The 17632-nt window shown below is 32.6% G+C and carries 19 protein-coding genes; 12 read left to right on the top strand and 7 right to left on the bottom strand.

The annotated features are described in order from the left end of the window. Positions 1-24 precede the first annotated feature (24 nt). From A9CBEGH2_RS10775 to A9CBEGH2_RS10800, 6 genes are all read left to right on the top strand, one after another. Positions 25-699, top strand: coding sequence for a response regulator transcription factor (locus tag A9CBEGH2_RS10775; RefSeq protein WP_115715943.1), 675 nt, complete (start codon positions 25-27; stop codon positions 697-699). After that, positions 696-1919 (top strand): sensor histidine kinase, encoded by a 1224-nt coding sequence (locus A9CBEGH2_RS10780; RefSeq protein WP_118277006.1) that lies wholly within the window; start codon positions 696-698, stop codon positions 1917-1919. Before A9CBEGH2_RS10775 ends, A9CBEGH2_RS10780 begins: the two co-directional genes overlap by 4 nt. Before the next feature lie 134 nt (positions 1920-2053). Beyond that, complete coding sequence (locus tag A9CBEGH2_RS10785) at positions 2054-3040, top strand: S1C family serine protease (protein ID WP_115715941.1); 987 nt, start codon at positions 2054-2056, stop codon at positions 3038-3040. Positions 3041-3082: 42 nt separating this feature from the next. After that, positions 3083-4705, top strand: a complete 1623-nt coding sequence (locus A9CBEGH2_RS10790) for an aryl-sulfate sulfotransferase (RefSeq protein WP_163104773.1) — start codon at positions 3083-3085, stop codon at positions 4703-4705. A gap of 33 nt (positions 4706-4738) precedes the next feature. After that, positions 4739-6298, top strand: coding sequence for an ABC transporter permease (locus tag A9CBEGH2_RS10795; RefSeq protein ID WP_118277004.1), 1560 nt, complete (start codon positions 4739-4741; stop codon positions 6296-6298). Between the two features lie 10 nt (positions 6299-6308). Next, on the top strand, positions 6309-6947 hold the full coding sequence (locus A9CBEGH2_RS10800; RefSeq protein ID WP_115715938.1) for an ABC transporter ATP-binding protein: 639 nt from the start codon (positions 6309-6311) through the stop codon (positions 6945-6947). Positions 6948-7330: 383 nt separating this feature from the next. Here A9CBEGH2_RS10800 and A9CBEGH2_RS10805 read toward each other — a convergent pair whose 3' ends face one another. The 3 genes from A9CBEGH2_RS10805 to A9CBEGH2_RS10815 are packed head-to-tail and all read right to left on the bottom strand — an operon-like array spanning position 7331 to position 8596. Continuing rightward, positions 7331-7552, bottom strand: coding sequence for a hypothetical protein (locus A9CBEGH2_RS10805; RefSeq protein WP_115715937.1), 222 nt, complete (start codon positions 7550-7552; stop codon positions 7331-7333). Beyond that, positions 7521-8228, bottom strand: coding sequence for a hypothetical protein (locus tag A9CBEGH2_RS10810; RefSeq protein ID WP_118276998.1), 708 nt, complete (start codon positions 8226-8228; stop codon positions 7521-7523). The genes A9CBEGH2_RS10805 and A9CBEGH2_RS10810 overlap by 32 nt, the downstream gene beginning before the upstream one ends. Beyond that, positions 8228-8596 (bottom strand): hypothetical protein, encoded by a 369-nt coding sequence (locus A9CBEGH2_RS10815; RefSeq protein WP_118276997.1) that lies wholly within the window; start codon positions 8594-8596, stop codon positions 8228-8230. The genes A9CBEGH2_RS10810 and A9CBEGH2_RS10815 overlap by 1 nt, the downstream gene beginning before the upstream one ends. A 126-nt stretch (positions 8597-8722) precedes the next feature. On the opposite strand from A9CBEGH2_RS10815, the gene A9CBEGH2_RS10820 reads away from it, so the two are divergent. Then, complete coding sequence (locus A9CBEGH2_RS10820; RefSeq protein WP_118276996.1) at positions 8723-9244, top strand: TetR/AcrR family transcriptional regulator; 522 nt, start codon at positions 8723-8725, stop codon at positions 9242-9244. Positions 9245-9429: 185 nt separating this feature from the next. Here A9CBEGH2_RS10820 and A9CBEGH2_RS10825 read toward each other — a convergent pair whose 3' ends face one another. Beyond that, positions 9430-9849, bottom strand: a complete 420-nt coding sequence (locus tag A9CBEGH2_RS10825) for an Hsp20/alpha crystallin family protein (protein ID WP_115715933.1) — start codon at positions 9847-9849, stop codon at positions 9430-9432. 172 nt (positions 9850-10021) lie between these two features. Between A9CBEGH2_RS10825 and A9CBEGH2_RS10830 the strand changes: the two genes are divergently transcribed. The 4 genes from A9CBEGH2_RS10830 to A9CBEGH2_RS10840 are packed head-to-tail and all read left to right on the top strand — an operon-like array spanning position 10022 to position 12018. Continuing rightward, positions 10022-10939, top strand: coding sequence for a DUF1848 domain-containing protein (locus A9CBEGH2_RS10830; protein ID WP_118276995.1), 918 nt, complete (start codon positions 10022-10024; stop codon positions 10937-10939). A gap of 50 nt (positions 10940-10989) precedes the next feature. Beyond that, positions 10990-11292 carry a sporulation protein YabP gene (gene yabP / locus A9CBEGH2_RS10835; RefSeq protein ID WP_115715931.1) on the top strand — a complete coding sequence of 101 codons (303 nt, stop codon included), beginning with the start codon at positions 10990-10992 and terminating at the stop codon, positions 11290-11292. Further along, positions 11292-11753, top strand: a complete 462-nt coding sequence (gene yabQ / locus A9CBEGH2_RS12735) for a spore cortex biosynthesis protein YabQ (protein WP_353511645.1) — start codon at positions 11292-11294, stop codon at positions 11751-11753. The genes yabP and yabQ overlap by 1 nt, the downstream gene beginning before the upstream one ends. After that, a complete protein-coding gene (locus tag A9CBEGH2_RS10840; RefSeq protein ID WP_115715930.1) occupies positions 11683-12018 on the top strand; it encodes a septum formation initiator family protein in 336 nt (111 codons plus the stop codon). The genes yabQ and A9CBEGH2_RS10840 overlap by 71 nt, the downstream gene beginning before the upstream one ends. Before the next feature lie 78 nt (positions 12019-12096). Here A9CBEGH2_RS10840 and A9CBEGH2_RS10845 read toward each other — a convergent pair whose 3' ends face one another. Continuing rightward, entirely contained in the window at positions 12097-13167 is a 1071-nt protein-coding gene (locus A9CBEGH2_RS10845; RefSeq protein WP_163104775.1) for an HNH endonuclease, read from the bottom strand. Between the two features lie 122 nt (positions 13168-13289). Here A9CBEGH2_RS10845 and A9CBEGH2_RS10850 point away from each other — a divergent pair, with 122 nt between their 5' ends. Further along, positions 13290-13976 (top strand): AT hook domain-containing protein, encoded by a 687-nt coding sequence (locus A9CBEGH2_RS10850; RefSeq protein WP_115715928.1) that lies wholly within the window; start codon positions 13290-13292, stop codon positions 13974-13976. Between the two features lie 264 nt (positions 13977-14240). Here the strand turns inward: A9CBEGH2_RS10850 and A9CBEGH2_RS10855 are convergent, their stop codons facing one another. After that, on the bottom strand, positions 14241-15473 hold the full coding sequence (locus tag A9CBEGH2_RS10855; RefSeq protein WP_163104777.1) for a C40 family peptidase: 1233 nt from the start codon (positions 15471-15473) through the stop codon (positions 14241-14243). A 228-nt stretch (positions 15474-15701) separates the two neighbouring features. After that, on the bottom strand, positions 15702-17573 hold the full coding sequence (locus A9CBEGH2_RS10860) for a transglycosylase domain-containing protein (protein ID WP_232057340.1): 1872 nt from the start codon (positions 17571-17573) through the stop codon (positions 15702-15704). Positions 17574-17632 lie beyond the last annotated feature (59 nt).

Below are 17632 nucleotides of genomic sequence, written 5' to 3' on the forward strand. Positions count from 1 at the left end.
AAGAAGTAAGGAGGTTAGAAGAAAATGAGAGTATTACTGGCAGAAGATGAAAAGGCATTATCGAAAGCACTTGTAACGATATTAGAGAGAAATAATTATTCTGTAGATGCAGTTTATGATGGAGAAAGTGCATTAGAATATCTTGAAAATGATAATTATGATATAGCTATTTTAGATATTATGATGCCAAAGATTGATGGATTAACTGTGTTGAAAAATGTACGAAAGAGGAATAACTTAATACCCATACTTTTATTAACTGCTAAATCAGAAGTAGATGATAAAGTAGAAGGATTAGATGCAGGAGCTAATGATTATTTGGCAAAGCCTTTTCACTCTAAAGAATTGCTGGCACGAATTAGGGCTATAATTAGAACACAAACGGGACAATCGAATTCGAAGTTAAGTATGGGAAACATAGTATTGGATCAAACAAGTTTTGAACTTTCTAGCACTGCAGGAAATTATCGATTATCTAATAAAGAATTTCAAATACTAGAGTTATTGATGAGCAATCCAAATCAACTTATTTCATCCGAAAGATTTCTAGAAAAGATATGGGGATATGATAGTGAAGCAGAAATCAATGTAGTTTGGGTATATATTTCATATTTAAGAAAAAAATTAACCGCACTTCATGCAAATATACAAATTAAAGCTGTAAGAAATGCGGGATATGTATTGGAGCAAAAAAAATGATAAAAAAACTGCGAATTAAGTTGATCGTTTCTTCTATGGTTTCTTTGTTGCTTGTATTATGTGTAATAGAAGGAATCGTAGGGGTATTGAATTATAAGAAAATTGTTCGTGATGCAGATCGAGTTCTTGAAGTTTTAGAAGAAAATTCTGGTACGTTTCCTAAAAAGATACCATTTGATCAAAATAAAAACCGCCCTTTCATGTCTCCTGAAGTACCCTATGAATCAAGATATTTTTCTGTATTATTTAATGATGAAGGAGAAGTTGTTTTTATAAATACAGAAAAAACAGTATCTATTGATACAATGGAAGCCATTGAATATGCTGAGAATGTTTGGGAAAAACAGAGAAATCGAGGATTTTATAAAAATTATAGGTATTTGAGATATCCTTATAAAGGTGGAGAACAAATTATATTTCTAAATTGCGATCGCCAACTGGATACTTTTAAAAGTTTTCTGCTCACAGCTTTTGGAGTTTCTGTGCTAGGACTTTTATCTGTTCTTATATTAATGATTTATTTCTCTTCAAAAATTGTAAAGCCGTTTTCAGATAACTATGAAAAACAAAAACGATTTATTACAGATGCAGGTCATGAATTAAAAACACCATTAACAATTATAAATGCAGATACAGAGATCTTAGAAATGGACTATGGAGAAAATGAATGGTTAAAAGATATTCAAAGTCAAACGAAAAGACTAGCTGATTTAACCAATGCTTTGATACTGCTTTCTAAAATGGAGGAAAGACAGGAAAAGGAAATGAAAATAGAGTTTCCATTATCTGATATAGTTGAGGAAGAATGCCATGTTTTCCAAGCCTTAGCAAAAGTGTGTGGAAAAACTCTAAGCAGCAGTATTGCGGCAAAGATTTCTATGAAAGGAGATGAAAAGGCAATAAGAAGTTTGGTAACCATTCTTTTAGATAATGCAGTAAAGTATGCCAATGAAAAAGGTAGAATTACAGTAACATTAGAAAAACAGAAAAATCGTATATATTTATCTGTATTTAATACGACAGAATACATTTCTAAAGAACAGATTTCCCATTTGTTTGAGCGTTTTTATCGAACAGATAGTTCTAGAAATTCTCAAACAGGAGGATATGGTTTAGGACTTTCTATTGCGGCCGCAACAGTATCTGCACATAAAGGAAAGATAACAGCAGATACAAAGGACGAACACTCTTTACAAATTACAGTTATGTTTCCTTTATAAAATAGTACATATGAAAACATCCTATCAAAACAAAGATGTATATCGTTTATTAGGATGTTTTTTTTGTGTATTTTAAGTTGGTTTAAGGTTGTGCCAGTATAGTATACCTGTATAAAAGTTAGGAGGTATTGCATATGTGTAAAGAGACGAAAAATATTTTGATTCAAAAATCACATGAAGATGTACATCAAGATTTATCAAGTATACGAAAACGAAATAGAGGAAAAAGAATAAGTTTTCTGTTTTTAATGGCGATTCTTTTTGGAATAGTTTCTGCTGTAAGCAATTATGGAACAAGTATTTTAATGAAACAATCATTTGAAAATACAAATTCTTTGCATATGTTAAATGTATCTACAAATAAATCTTCAAGTACAAATAGTTTAAATGTTACGGATATTGCATCTTCCAGTTTATCTAGTGTTGTATCTGTTACAAATGTTTCCGTTCAGGAAGTAAAAAATTATTTTGGAAATTGGATGGGTAGATCTCAGGGATTTCCAAATTCTCAAATACAACAATCCGTAAGCTGTGGATCAGGAATTATTCTTTATGAAGATGATTCTCAAATTTATATGGTAACGAATTATCATGTGGTAGAGGGTGCAACGAATCTTTCTGTCACTTTTATTGATGATGAAACATACGAAGCATTTTTATGCGGATATGATGAGAATATTGATTTGGCAGTTATAAAGGTTGATAGTTCTACGTTATCAGATTCTACAAAATCACAGTTAAATGTCATGGAAATAGGTGATTCTAATGCTTTACAGGTAGGGGAACAGGTTGTGGCAATTGGTAATGCATTAGGATATGGACAATCGGTTACTACAGGTATTGTAAGTGCCGTTAATCGAACAATGCATAATGAAACTAAGGATAGTAGTGAAAGTCTTTTTAGAAACTCAGAATTAAATGATACTTCATCAACATCTATAGGATATATTCAAACAGATGCTGCCATCAATCCAGGGAATAGTGGAGGTGCATTAATTGATATGGATGGAAAATTGATTGGAATTAATACTGCAAAGATTTCTTCTACAGATGTAGAGGGAATCGGATATGCAATCCCTATTTCTCAAGTTTTAGATTTGATTAAATCATTGATGCAGTAAATGATGAAATAAAAAAATACGAAAAGATAAATGAGGTGTGATATGCAAAATACGAAAAGAGAAAAAATTAAGCTGCTAATTTTATTTTTGACAGGAGGATGCTGCGTGCTATTGTCTGGTCTGGTGCTTTTAAATAGTCATATTTTAGAAGCATCTGAATCAAATATAACGAGTGCCAGTACGATTTATACATCCTCTTATCAAGACGAAGTGGAAGAGGAATTGGAAAACAAAAAAAATAAAGGAAACTATACAGAAGATAATATGCTTATTATAGAAAATCCTTATGGTACAAATACGTTATCACTATATGTATACTTTACAAGTAAAGAAGCTGTGTCTGTTTCTTATGAGATTTCTGTACAAGATACATCAATTCCTAATTTTGAAGGGAAACCAGCTAGTGAATCAGATTATAGTACAAAACATGAATTTCAGGTCATAGGTTTGCTGCCAGAGCAGAAGAATACGATAACTTTTACATTAGAAAAAGAAAACGGAACAAAGAAAACATATTCCTATACTCATAAAATGGGAAGTCTTTTAGGAAAGGAAGAAGTCCAGTTAGAGAATACAAAAGCATCACAAACGAAGGATTATGTAACCGATGGGCTTTATGTCATTTTAGGAAATGATAGTGAAGAAAAAGATTTTATGTATTATTACGATAATGCTGGAGTCATAAGAGGTGAAGTTCCTTTAATTGGGTATCGAAGTCACAGGCTATTATTTCAAGATGGACTCATGTATTATAGTATCTCAACAAATAAGATGGCGGCAGTAAATACATTAGGGAAAGTAGAAAAAGTGTATGATACAGGACAATATAATCTGCATCATGATTATGTATTTGATGATGATGGAAATCTTTTGGTTTTAGCAACAGATACAGAAAAAAACACAGTAGAGGATCAAATTATTAAAATTGACACAAAAACAGGTGAAGTTAGCCATGTGTTAGATTTAGAAGATTGTTTTAAAAGTTATAAGGAGCAATGTGTTAGTGAAGATGATGAGGAAATGGACTGGATGCATATCAACACGATACAGTGGCTAGGAAATGGACAAGTATTATTAAGTTCAAGAGAGATATCTACGATTATCTTTATTGATGATCTTTATGAGAATCCTCAAGTGAAGTATATGATTGGTGAAGAAAGTTTCTGGGAAAATACAGAATACAAGGATTTATTATTAGAAAAGGATGAAAGCAGTCAATCATTTTCAAACACGGGAGGTCAGCATTCTATAACCTATGTGAAAGATGATACGCTAGATGCAGGAGAATATTATTTGTATATGTTTAATAATAATTTTGGAAAGAGTTCTACAAACCCATCATATGACTGGAATCATATTGATGGAATAGAAACATCAGCAACCGTAGATGATGATAGCAAAGCTTCTTATTTTTATAAATACAAGGTAGATGAAAATAATAATACGTACACCTTGGTACAATCATTTGAAGTTCCATTTTCTCCGTATGTAAGCAGTGTTCAAGAGTATGATGGCAATCTTATTATAGACTCTGGTATGAAGGGTGTTTTTGGAGAATATGATGCAGATGGGAATTTAATCCAGCAATTTAAAATGAAATTAAGCGATCAGTATATATATCGCGTATATAAGTATACTTTTACAGATTTTTATTTTTCAGAGTAAAACAGTTTCATACTTATTTTTTAGGAGGGTTTTATGTATATTATAAAAAACGCATGGAAAAGTATTACACGCTCAAAAGGAAGAAATATTTTAATTGGAAGTATTGTGTTTATTATTTCCTTTGCAGCATGTATTTCTTTATCTATTCAGTCTGCTTCTAAGAAAGCAGCGGATAGTGCAAAAGAAGGATTAAGTGTAACTGCACAGATTGGTGTTGACAGACAAGCAATGATGGAAGGAATGCAAAATAAAGAAGATCGCCAAAGTGCCCTGGAAGCAACAAAGGAGTTATCTTTGGAAGAATTAGAAGTTTATGCGAAAGCAAAAAGTGTATCTGATTTTTATTACTCTATGTCTGCATCATTAAATGGAGAATCTATAGATGCCATAAATATGTCAGAAAATATGCAAGATGATAAGCAGAATGCAGGGTCCTCACAGCCTGGTTCTTTCAAAGGTGGAAATTTCGGAGTGCAGGGAGATTTTACAATTACAGGGTATAGTTCAGATTCTGCTATGACAGATTTTATTGATGGAACAAGTACAATAACAGAAGGAAAAATGTTTGCGTCAGCAACAAATGATAGTACTTGTGTAATTAGTGCGGAATTAGCATCTTATAATGATCTTTCAGTAGGAGATAAGATAACATTATCTAATCCAAATAACGAAGATGAAACCTATAAATTAACAATCAGTGGAATTTATGAAAAAGAAACATCAGAAGATTCTTCCATTGGAATCATGGGTGGGTTTATGCCTGGGGCAGATAGTTCCAATCAAATTTATACAAGTTATGAAACATTAAAGGGAATTATTGAAAATTCAAAAGAGAATGCAGATACAGAAACGGATAGTAATGGACTAGTTACAACGACGGAAATTCGTTCCATGTTAAATGGAACCTATGTATTTTCCACAGTAGATGCATATGAAAAATTTCAAGAAGAAGCAAAAAATATGGGACTGTCAGATGCGTATACGATTTCCTCAGCAGATGTATTATCTTATGAAGAAAGTCTTAAGCCATTACAAAGTTTAAGCCAATATGCAGGATATTTCTTATTGATAATTTTAGTCATTGGAGCTTCCATTCTTGTTGTGCTGCATATCTTTTCCATTCGAGAAAGAAAATATGAAATTGGTGTATTAACAGCTATAGGCATGAAAAAATGGAAAGTATCTATTCAGTTTTTAATAGAAGCATTGATAGTAACTTTTTTAGCTTTATTTATTGGAGCTTCAGGAGGTGCTGTTTCCTCTGTTTCAATTACCAATGCGCTGCTGAAAAATCAGATAGAAGAAACATCGCAACAGCAAAGTGACCAGAGTTTTGGCAGAGAGATGGCTGGAGAGCAAGGAGATATGCAGCCAGGTTCAAAAGATATAGGGCAGATGGATAAACAAGAACATAAAAATCCATTTCTACAGGGAACATACGATTATATTGACAGTGTTTCCTCTGCGACGAATGTAAAAGTGATTCTTGAAATGATGGGTATAGGAATTCTTTTAACCATTATATCAGGGGGAACTGCTTTGATTTTTATTATGAGGTATGATCCATTGAAAATATTAAATAGCAGAGATTAGGAGGATCCATATGTGTGTATTGGAATTAAATAATGTTTCATATTCGTATGAGAAAAAGAGTAAAGAGGTTTTAAAAGATATTTCCTTTCAATTTGAAAAAGGAAAAGTATATGCGATTACAGGAAAATCAGGCAGAGGAAAAACAACGTTGTTATCATTGTTATCTGGACTAGCTAGCCCAACAAAAGGGAAGATTTTACTTGATGGTAAAGATATTTCTGGTCTTGATCACTATAGATATAGAAGTCATGATATTGGTGTTATTTTTCAAAGCTTTAATCTGCTGCCAAAATTAACTGCAATTGAAAATGTAATCCTTTCTATGGATATTTCGGGAAAAAAGTACAATAATAAAAAGAAAACAGCAATGGAACTACTTGAAAAAGTATCTATTGGAGAAGAAGAATCTAATCGTCGTATTTTAAAATTATCCGGTGGGCAACAGCAGCGTGTCGCTATTGCAAGAGCTCTTTCCTGTAATCCAGCTATTCTTTTGGCAGATGAACCAACAGGAAATTTAGACTCTGAAACACAAAAAGATATAATGCAAATATTTTTAGAATTGGCACATAAAGAAAACTGCTGTGTGATTATCGTAACACATTCCAATGAAGTTGCTGAAAGCGCAGATGTTGTTTATAAATTATAGTCTTGGTTATAAAATTTTATATCATATTTGCAATTGTCCGTATAAATAGTATGTTTTCAGGCGTGTTGAAATATAAAAAATTATTTTATCATGAACGTACCACAATTGAATGAGCTTTGATATGGCACTAAATGGAATATGGGAGATAGCACAAAACATCTGTGCATCTCCCTTTTTTCATTCAAGGAATATGATTGTTTCACTCTGATTTTAGTAATGAGGAATCCTTTATCCTTTGCAGCCAGGGGATGAATTATGCAAGTTTACAACAGCATTGTTCATACCCTTCATGGTATTTTAATTTGCGTTTTAGAAAAAGGATTAGAAAAAAGCCCGTACAAATGATATATTTTGTACGAACTTTATTTTTATCTTTTATCATCCTATCTTTTGTTGGACGCAGAGCCCTTTTTTTCTTCCTGTTCTTTGTGGATACGTTTTTTTGCCTCCTCGACAGACTCGCCTTCTTTTGTTAAATACTGGTCTACAAACTTATCTTCTATTTTTAAATATCCGCTTACAACGGTGTCACTTACTTTTTGAAATCCAGAAGTAACTTTTTCTGCGATTTTTTCATTTGCTTTTATAATTTTTGATTTTGCCATATTGATTTTCCTTTCTATACTTACATTTTTTTAACATTGAAACACCCAAAAACAAGACAAAGAAACAGACAAATGCACCTGTTAACCTATTTATAATATCTGCACTTGACATTTCTCCAAAAGTTGCAATCATGGAACGCTGTAAATTCAAAACAGATACAGCAACTTCTGCATAACTGATATTAAGAATAACTGTTAAAAATGGCGAATGACTTTCTTTTTGCTTTACTGCTTTCACAATAGCTGTTGTGATTTTTGTAAAAGTATAGGTAGCTATTGTAATCATTGTAATCTCATTATATTTTGTTACTATATTCTGCGACATACTGATATAAATGATAGCAATTAAAATCAAGCTTAACATCATTAAAAGTATCCCCGATATTTTCATAACAAAATATTCTGTGTCTAGAAAATATACCGTCCTATTCTGATAACTGCATAATACCGCAGAAAATCTAGTAACTGCCAAAATTGTATAATAGACAAACATAACAAGAAACCACAGAGATAATGTACGAATGCCTAGTATTCCATGATATAATGCATAGAAAAGATTTATAATCAAGGAAAACATAGCTGAAATAACAATTCTATGGCTAGATTTGTTAATGAAATAATGTCGGATTTTAGCTTTTTTACTTATATCAAAAAAAGACAGACTGATTATTTTCATTATTTAATTCCTTTCGTTACTGGAATGAGTAGTATTAAGATAATAATGCCTATAAAACCGATTATGATTCCTTGTACCATATTTCCCCAAACCATGCTGAAACACATTCCAACGCCTAGAGTCAATGTGCCGATTACGCCAATAATAACTGTAACCACCAGTTTCATTGATATGTGGATAGGCTGTTTGTGTTCCATTCTTCTCCATATAATTAGTGTCATTAACAGAAGAACCAGTCCAAGACAACCAAAAACAATTCCTGGCTTAAATGCATCCCATTCAGGAATAAGTGCCATACACATTCCTAATGCAAACAGCATTAAGCTTACAGTTCCTAGTACCATTGCTGCAAAACTACTTTTTTTCATTGAGATTACCTCCAATCTTAGATTAAATCAACAGTTGTTGTCTTAATGCGCTTATATTATAATGTACTTAGGAATGTGAGAACAATCATCAATTCTTGTGGAAATGTTGAGATAAAGGAGTTATTTATGAACACACCAAATAACAAACGAAGAAAAGAGTCTATCGAGAAAATTGAAAAAGTATTTCTTGACCTGCTTCAAATAAAAGAATTGGATAAAATCAGTGTATCAGATATTTGTAAAAAGGCAGGTCTGAATCGTACTACTTTTTACGCAAATTATATGGATATATACGCACTGGCAGATTCTATACGAGATAAGTTAGAACAAAATATGATGGAACTGTATAAAGAAGAAAGAACGGTTGGTTTTAACAGTAATAATTATTTAAAGCTATTTCAGCATATTAAAGAAAATCAAATTTTTTATCGAACTTATTTTAAACTAGGGTATGACAATCAATATAAAATAATCACATATGATAGACAGCAGGCCGAAGAACATTTTCAAGGGAAATTCATTGAATATCATATGGAATTTTTTAAAAGTGGTATAAATCAGATTATTAAAATGTGGCTAAACAATGGTTGTCAAGAAAGCCCAGAAGATATGTTTGAAATCATTAAAAGTGAATACCGAGGAAGATAATAGCTATATTAAGAAGATGCTATTCAATAACAAGGAATGCATATTAAATTGTTATTGTCACAGAGATTACTCTAGAAAATCAGATATAAAGATAGAATATTGTAATTCATTAGAAAAGCAGTATACTGTAATCGTTATTAAAATATAAAAAAAACCAGAAGCTTACTACCTCTGGTTTATGAATCTTATTCAATCATAATAGTTTTTCTTTCAGGAACTTTTTCAACTTCTTTAGGGAATGTAATCTTTAATTCTCCATTGTCATAGCTTGCGCGGATATCTTCTTCTTTAATGTTTTCTCCAACATAGAAACTACGTGAGAAACTGCCACTGTAACGTTCCTGACGAATGATATTTCCTTTGTTGTCTTTTTCTTCCTGTGTGCTATTTCGAGCAGCACTGATATTTAAATATCCATCATTTAATTCTAGGTGAATATCTTCCTTACGACATCCAGGAAGCTCCATGTCTAATAAATAATTTCCATCTTTTTCTGTGATATCTGTTTTCATACACATATCATTACTGCTTGTAAAGAATGGTGAACGGAACATATCATCAAATGCATCTTCAAAAAAACTGTTGCTTCTAGGATAGAATTTCATACTTATCGCCTCTACTTTCTACTTTCCTCGCGGTTGTTGTTTCAAGCAGCCGTTAACTTTATGAAATCCATTTCCATCAGGTATCCCCTGATTACATTTACTATTATAATCTTATTTTTAGCACTGTCAATAGTAGAGTGCTAAAAATAAAATTTTTTTTAGGAGGACTTCTATGATCTTGTTTGTAAGCGGCCGCTGTGATATTCCAGCCTTTTATACACCATGGTTTTTTCAACGATTAAAGGAAGGGTATGTCGATGTTAGAAACCCTTATGACCCTCATCAGATCAGCCGTATCTTTTTAGATGAGAAAAATATTGATGCAATCTTATTTTGTACCAAAAATCCACTTCCTATGCTTTCACGTTTAGATGAAATTCCATTTCCATTTCTTTTTCATATTACGTTAACAGCATACCACAAAGATATTGAAAGACATGTGCCGGATAAAACCAAAATCATAGAGGGAATAAAAAAACTCTCAGAGAAGATTGGGAAAGATAAAGTGATTGTTCGCTATGATCCTATTTTATTAAGTGAACATTATACAATTGCTTATCATATCAAGGCATTTGAAAAATTGTGCAGCGAATTACAGGGGTATATCGATCATGTGATTATTTCTTTTGTAGATATGTATAAAAATACAAAGAAACATGCAGATGTTATGAAGCTAAAAGAAATAAAACTAGATGATATGCATACATTAGGCAAGCATTTAGGTAAGATTGGTAAACGGTATCACATACCTGTAAAAACATGTGCAGAAGAAGTTGATTTATCTGCATATGGAATAGAAAAAGGGTTATGTATAGATAAAGAAAAGATGGAGAAATTAGTAGGATATCGTTTACGTGATGGAAAGGGTGTACGCAAAGAGTGTGGCTGTATGGAAACGGTAGATATAGGAGATTATAATTGCTGTGGACATGAGTGTTTATATTGTTATGCAAATTATAATGACAAGACAATTACACAGCGAATAAAACTACATGATCCATATAGTTCTGTATTGATAGGTCATATTGAGGATACGGATCGCATAACGATTCGTAAAGATAAAAAAATTCATCAGTTGAAGCTTCTTTAAGTTCTATTCTTTTTTTCTTTTACATACAGTTAGAAGGAAGGAGGAAATATATGGAAGATTCTATAAGTAATCCACTGCGATTTGAAACAAATCCTTATCATAATGTTGTGATAAAGGATCGTAAAATTATGGAGCTTACAGGAGTAAAACAGATTGATAGTTTTGATTCCAGTGAATTTTTAATGGAAACAGCACAGGGATGGATGCTGGTGCAGGGAAAGGATCTAACACTTGGAAAACTAGATACAGAACGTGGCGATGTAGTAATTAAAGGACTTATCGAAAATCTTTCTTATGTATCAAATAAAAAAGGTTCTCCAAAAGAATCTTTTATGTCTAAAATATTTAAATAATGCTTTTACCTCAACAGATACAGGGGATTTTATATTTTCTTTTGGCAGGATGGGGATATGGGTTTATCTATAGTTTTATAACGGTTTTTGTGAAAGGGAATAGACTTTCTTTTTTAAAGGGGTGTATTGTTGTTTTCTATCATCTTCTTTTTACATCTTTTCTGTTTTGGGGACTGTTTCTTGTGAATGGGGGAAGGTTCAGTCTGTATTTTCCACTCTTTTTTGTTGCTGGTTTACTTATATATTACATGTTATATATGCCATTCTTTTTTAAAGTGGCGTATGATTGCAGGTATAAAATGGTAACAATTCTTAAGAAAGTAAACCTTGTAAAATCTAGAATAGTTGCTATAATAGAGTTGCGTAAAAAAGCAAGAAGGAGGAGAAAAGATGCCAGAAAACAACGGAAATGTCGTAAAAAGAAAAAAGAAGAAAAAACATCCTATTCGCTCTTTCTTTAGTCTTCTTGTTATTTTTGTATCTTGCTTTTTGATTTATATGGCAGGAGAAGATTTTGTGACAACATTAAAATTGAAAAAAGAAATTTCAAATTCAGAAAGTATGATCAATGATTTAGAGAATCAGCAAAATGATTTGAAAGAGAAGAAAAAGAAATTAGAAGATCCTAACTATGTTGTTCGTTATTCTCGCGGAAAATATATGCTTAGTAAGCCTGGGGAACAGATTTTTAAGTTGCCATCTAAAAATGAAAATGATAACGATTAGTCTCATGGAGAATAGTCTATGAGATTTTTATTTGCAAGATAAAAATGGTTCATGCACACAATGCATGAACCATTTCACTTATTTAACTTTCTTTTTTAAAAATAACAAGGAATCAAGAAAAATATGTTCTTTGTGATATTGTAAAAAAAGCTTTCTTTCTTTTGTTAGATATTGTTCAGGAAGACGATAGTTTTTTTGGATGGCATAGGAGGTGTTTAAATCTTCTTTTTCTAATAATTGTTTAGAAAGAAGGATATATCCGTTTTCATCGAAAGTAAAATATCCCTGGTCAAATAAGTAGTCATGATTTCTACATAACAAAAGTCCATTATTGTGGTCAATTGCTTCATAAATATGTGCACAATCTCTAAAAGGCTTGATATGGGATGCAATTAACATATGAGGGATATTGATAGCACATAATGGGCAGGCGTGGTCAAATTCATGAAATAGAGTATCTTTATAAAAAGCCTGCAGTGCCTTTGTTTCATCCCTGTCATGAGGAATCCCTTTTCTAGGTATGATGTTTAAGATGGTATCTTTCCATTGATAATCAATCATTTTTAACTTTGTGTTTTTATAATCAATACGTAAATCTTCATGTGCTACGATGCTTGCGGCAAATAAAGCTGTTACAGTTGTGGAAATAAGTGGAGGAGTACTTGTATCATATTCGTTTAAAATGTCTCTTATATAGCTTAATAATTTGGGTTGAAAGCAAACTCCGTTTTGTGTGTGTTCGAAAAGTTCTGTCTGCAAGAATAGATGAACGATTTCTGAAGAAATACGATTTTGCAGTTCTTCTATCGTGACTGGCAAATTCTGTACGGCTTGTTCCTTATAAAAACTATATACTGCAGGATCCAGAATAAAGGTTTCCATTAAAGAAAGGGCCTCTAGAGAGGAATTTTGATTGCTTTTCGCATAGATGGTTGGTGCAGGATTTAAATCAATTCCATTTTTTCCTTCTTTTAACACTTGTTTCTCATATAAGAAATCAACTCCTTCTTTTACTTGTGAAAGTTTATAACCCGCATAGTCATTCACTAATTCTTCATATACACGCAAAGGGGTATCATGCAGGGTAACGCCCTGCAGTTCAATTTGATCTAAAACGGTTAGTATTTTTTTGAATATAGTTTTTCTCATATGTATCACTTCCTACTCTTATTATACCTTCTTTTTTCTGTTTTTTTACACATCTGTCATAAAGCGTGTGATTTCGACAAATAGAAACATTTACAATGTAGGCATAGAAGGAGTGAGTTATTATGAAGGGACCAGGAATTAAAGATTACTTGGAAGTAATTAAGGAAATGAAAGAAAGTGCATTGAAACAGGGGAAGGAAACATTGGAAATCAATTCTAAAAAGTTACATGCATTGGTTTCTCCAAACCATGCGACAATGCCAACTTGTTGTCAGGCATTGTATAAAATGATGTTAGAAGGAGATGAAATCTTACAAAAACCAAAAGGGATGACGGGTTTTGGTTCTCATCTTACTATATGTTTTCATTTGAATGATTTAGAAACAAGGGGAAGAATGTTTCCAGAAAAGAAACGAGGCAGACCTGCGAAAAGTGAAGAGGAAAAACTAGCCGCAAGAAAAGCAAAAATGAAACGAAATACAGAAGACTTAGGAAATCTGATCAAGACATGGTTAAAAGAGAATGGATGGGAATTTGAAGATCGAAAAGATGTCATTGAAGCACATCATGACGAAAATAAATGGATCATTAATGTACAAGGTATAAAAAGAGGAAGAAAACAGACGCTGCCGGTAAAATTAAGTGAAGCATTAAAATATATTGATGATACAAAGATTCATTATAGTATCGCATTTAATGATTCACTATCTTATCGAAGACAGTGGAGTGAAATACCAAGTGCAGTAAAAAATAGTTTGAATATGAGTGTTATTTTGGCAGATAAAAAAGGAAATATTATAGAAATATAACTGTTTAAGGTACGAATATCGTACCTTTTTTTGTGTTGAGGAAGTATTGATTTGATAATACAGATAGGGTGTATGAAAAGATAAATGAGTTTACGAAAGATTTTATAAGTGACTGTTAATGTATGTTTTAAGCTTATATCAGAGTGATTATGACTTTTTATTGTAAATAACTAATAAAGCTGTTAAATGCTCTTAAAATGGATAAAATCATGGATTTAGGATAGGGCAAAAATAATAAATAAAAAAAGACGAGAATTTCTCGTCTTATGGTCTACGAATTCCTGTAATTGATTGTCCGTAAGAAGCCCAAGTGTTTACATTACTTACGATAACACCCTGACTAGGATTAGCAGCATGAACCATCTGTCCTCCACCAATGTAGATAGATACGTGGCTTCCACCATCCCATACAATGATATCACCTGACTTCATGTTGTTGTAAGATACAGCAGAACCAACACCAGCCTGTCCATATCCAGAACGAGGAACACTTACACCAGCCTGTCCGTATGCATAATAGATTAGACCAGAGCAGTCAAATCCAGAAGGAGTAGCTCCTCCCCATACATAATTTCCACCAACATATCCCATTGCAATAGAAGCAGCACCAGAATTTCCAGCAGAACCAGAAGGGTTATAGTTTCCACCAACATAACTTGAAGAAGAATTTGAACTTGAATTTGAATAAGATCTTGTTACGTGTTTAGTCGCAACACCATCTTTATCGAAGTCATATCCTTTGTAATCTTTTGTATCAGTAACAGCAGTACCATTGCTTTCGAAATAGTATTTATCGCCACTGATTGTTTTCCATCCAGTTACCATGTAACCTTTAGAATCAAAGTAATATTTTTCTCCATCGATTTTCTTCCACCCTTTTGTTAAATATCCAGTAGAAGAATAATACTGTTTTTTCTTTCCGACTTTCTGCCATCCAGTTTTGAATGAACCGTCTTTCGCAAAATTATATTTTTTCCCATTGATTTTTGTTGCACCAGTTGCTAGAGAACCATCTTCTTTAAAGTAAACTTTTTTCCCTTTTAAAGTTGACCATCCCTTCTGGATGAAACCATCTTCTGAGAAATTATAAGTAGCACCATCAATATTCTGTAAACCAGTTAATGGTGTACCATAAGTAGAATAATATCTTGTGTGATCGTCTTGCCATCCTGTTAAAAGTTTTCCTGATTTCTGGAATGTATATTCATGTCCATCGATAACAGTTTTTCCAGTAACCTTTAACCCTTCAGCATTGAAGAAATATGTATCGTTGTTGATTTCTTTCCATCCGGTAACTGCTTTTCCATTTTCGTCTAAGTAGTAAGTACCTTCATCCAGAATCAACCATTCCGTTTTAATTTTTCCGTTTTCTTTGTATACGCCATTATGCCATCCATCAGAATTAGATGCCGCATATACTGTTGTCACAGCGCAAGCACATGTCGCCAAAGACAGAATAAGTGCAACTTTTTTCGTGTTCTTTTCGATAAAATTCATGTAATCACCTCGACATCAACACGACCATTGTAACAAAGACTTTTTAATCGTGCAACCTAAAAATGGCTCAGTTACGCTCATTTGAAGGCAAAGCTGGAAGTAAATAATTGTCTGAGAGTTGATATTCATAGGCTTTTAGCTCATTTTAAAAAATTTAGAAAAAATTTATTTTTTTTTGCTTTTTTTTAGAAATTTCATGGTTTTGTACAGAAAATATGAACAAATCTTCTACTTATTCCTGTACCAATAGACAGAACCGTTAGAGGAAGGAAAACCACTAACTGGATCTACTTTTTTTTCGATGATATTGTTGCTTGGCTGATACCAGGGACCTTCCTTTTTTTCATACAATGCGTTCATGGTATCTTTAAAGATTTCCTTGCTGGAACTATAATATTTCTTTTCAAGAATTCGATTGTCATCAAAGCCACACCAAATGCTGAATATATATTCTGGGTTATATGCCATAACCAGCGAATCCCAATCACTCGTACCAGATTTTATTGCCATTTTTATATTCGGTTCATAGCCATACATGCTTGGAAATGTATAGCCTTTATTTTTGATGTCGTAGGTGCTTGTTAACATTTGCGAAATAATTAAACAATCATCACGATCAAGAAGTGGTTTTATATCTTTTTCATGTTCATATAGTACTTCTTCATTTGTATTGATGGAGCGAATTAAGGATGGCTGTACATACAACCCTTCCGAAGCAAGTGCCATGTAAATTCTAGAAAGTTCCATAAGATTCATACTAACAGTTCCAAGTGCTTCACTTGGTGTAGGCTGTGATTGGGTAATGCCAAACTTCAAAAGGGAATTGTGCAGTGTTTCTTCTCCAAGAAATAAATGTGTTTTTACCGCATAGATATTATCGCTTAAGGATAATGCATTGATCATAGAAATATTTGCATTTGCATATAAATTGCCATAATTACTTGGTGAGTATGGTTCTTGATTAGGAAGCTGAAAAGTTGTTTTTTGTGATAAAAATTGTGTAGAGGGAGTAAATCCCTGTTGAAGTGCATCATAATACAAAAGAGGCTTTATGGTACTAGCGACTTGACGGGAAGAATGTATAGCACGATTATACTGCGACAGTGTGTAGTCTTTTCCTCCAGATAAGGCCATGACACCACCGCTAAATGGCTGTGTAATAATAGCTGCAGTTTCTAATTCACTGTCTTTTGGCATATTTTTACGAATGGCATTGTTTAAAGAGCGCTGAACATCTTCCTGATAATACGTATGTATCTGAATTTCCTGATCAAGTGAGATATCCATTTTGTTTAATTCTTCCAAAACTGCATTTATGTAGTATTGGTTGATAGAAGGGTCTTCATCATTGCTGTGATCGACATAAGCAAGCTCTTCTGCTTGTGCTTCCTGCATTTGTTTCGTGGTTATAAGGTGATTATGTTCTAATACGGATAAAATTAGGTCTTGTCGTTTTTTCGCATGTTCTTCATTGACATAAGGGGAGTAAAGTGAAGGACCATTTGGAATACCAACAAGCATGGCTGTTTGAGCGATGCTTAAATCTTTCATGTCTTTGCCAAAAAAGAATTCTGAAGCACTGGCAACTCCATATATTCCATGCCCAAAGTAAATGGTATTCAGATAGCCTTCTAAAATATCTTTTTTGCTGTATTGCATTTCCAGTCTTGCAGCATATAGAAGTTCTTCAATTTTTCTGGAAAAGGTCTGCTCATTTGTCAAAAATAAATTTTTAGCATATTGCTGCGTGATGGTAGAACCGCCTTGAACAATTTCTCCATGTGCTAAATTTGTGATAAGAGCTTTGCTGATACGAATGGGATCAAAGCCGGGATGATAATAAAAACGCTTGTCCTCTACAGCGACAAAGGCATCCTGTAGAAAGTCGGGTATTTCTTCAATTGGAGTCCATGATAAATTTTTTTTAAAATTAGATTCATAAATAACAGAGGAATCATTGTCATAAATTGTTATGTTTTTTCGTTCTTCCTCCAAAGAAAGCCGATCGAAAAAAGCATAGGCATATACTGCCAAAAATAATGTCAACAAAAAGAAAAAACACCATAAAATAATCTTTCTAACTTTTTTCAAGAATAACACCTCATTATTCATAGTGTGAACATGAATAAGAATTTTAAACTGAAGAAAAAGGAAAAAGA

It is taken from the genome of Amedibacterium intestinale, from assembly GCF_010537335.1.
GTDB lineage: Bacteria > Bacillota_I > Bacilli_A > Erysipelotrichales > Erysipelotrichaceae > Amedibacterium > Amedibacterium intestinale.

What these genes read in the sequence shown, in the direction of transcription:
- A9CBEGH2_RS10775 (WP_115715943.1), top strand. Translation starts at nt 25, where the DNA reads ATGAGAGTATTACTGGCAGAAGATGAAAAGGCATTATCGAAAGCACTT.
- A9CBEGH2_RS10780 (WP_118277006.1), top strand. Translation starts at nt 696, where the DNA reads ATGATAAAAAAACTGCGAATTAAGTTGATCGTTTCTTCTATGGTTTCT.
- A9CBEGH2_RS10785 (WP_115715941.1), top strand. Translation starts at nt 2,054, where the DNA reads ATGTGTAAAGAGACGAAAAATATTTTGATTCAAAAATCACATGAAGAT.
- A9CBEGH2_RS10790 (WP_163104773.1), top strand. Translation starts at nt 3,083, where the DNA reads ATGCAAAATACGAAAAGAGAAAAAATTAAGCTGCTAATTTTATTTTTG.
- A9CBEGH2_RS10795 (WP_118277004.1), top strand. Translation starts at nt 4,739, where the DNA reads ATGTATATTATAAAAAACGCATGGAAAAGTATTACACGCTCAAAAGGA.
- A9CBEGH2_RS10800 (WP_115715938.1), top strand. Translation starts at nt 6,309, where the DNA reads ATGTGTGTATTGGAATTAAATAATGTTTCATATTCGTATGAGAAAAAG.
- A9CBEGH2_RS10805 (WP_115715937.1), bottom strand. Translation starts at nt 7,552, where the DNA reads ATGGCAAAATCAAAAATTATAAAAGCAAATGAAAAAATCGCAGAAAAA.
- A9CBEGH2_RS10810 (WP_118276998.1), bottom strand. Translation starts at nt 8,228, where the DNA reads ATGAAAATAATCAGTCTGTCTTTTTTTGATATAAGTAAAAAAGCTAAA.
- A9CBEGH2_RS10815 (WP_118276997.1), bottom strand. Translation starts at nt 8,596, where the DNA reads ATGAAAAAAAGTAGTTTTGCAGCAATGGTACTAGGAACTGTAAGCTTA.
- A9CBEGH2_RS10820 (WP_118276996.1), top strand. Translation starts at nt 8,723, where the DNA reads ATGAACACACCAAATAACAAACGAAGAAAAGAGTCTATCGAGAAAATT.
- A9CBEGH2_RS10825 (WP_115715933.1), bottom strand. Translation starts at nt 9,849, where the DNA reads ATGAAATTCTATCCTAGAAGCAACAGTTTTTTTGAAGATGCATTTGAT.
- A9CBEGH2_RS10830 (WP_118276995.1), top strand. Translation starts at nt 10,022, where the DNA reads ATGATCTTGTTTGTAAGCGGCCGCTGTGATATTCCAGCCTTTTATACA.
- yabP (WP_115715931.1), top strand. Translation starts at nt 10,990, where the DNA reads ATGGAAGATTCTATAAGTAATCCACTGCGATTTGAAACAAATCCTTAT.
- yabQ (WP_353511645.1), top strand. Translation starts at nt 11,292, where the DNA reads ATGCTTTTACCTCAACAGATACAGGGGATTTTATATTTTCTTTTGGCA.
- A9CBEGH2_RS10840 (WP_115715930.1), top strand. Translation starts at nt 11,683, where the DNA reads ATGCCAGAAAACAACGGAAATGTCGTAAAAAGAAAAAAGAAGAAAAAA.
- A9CBEGH2_RS10845 (WP_163104775.1), bottom strand. Translation starts at nt 13,167, where the DNA reads ATGAGAAAAACTATATTCAAAAAAATACTAACCGTTTTAGATCAAATT.
- A9CBEGH2_RS10850 (WP_115715928.1), top strand. Translation starts at nt 13,290, where the DNA reads ATGAAGGGACCAGGAATTAAAGATTACTTGGAAGTAATTAAGGAAATG.
- A9CBEGH2_RS10855 (WP_163104777.1), bottom strand. Translation starts at nt 15,473, where the DNA reads ATGAATTTTATCGAAAAGAACACGAAAAAAGTTGCACTTATTCTGTCT.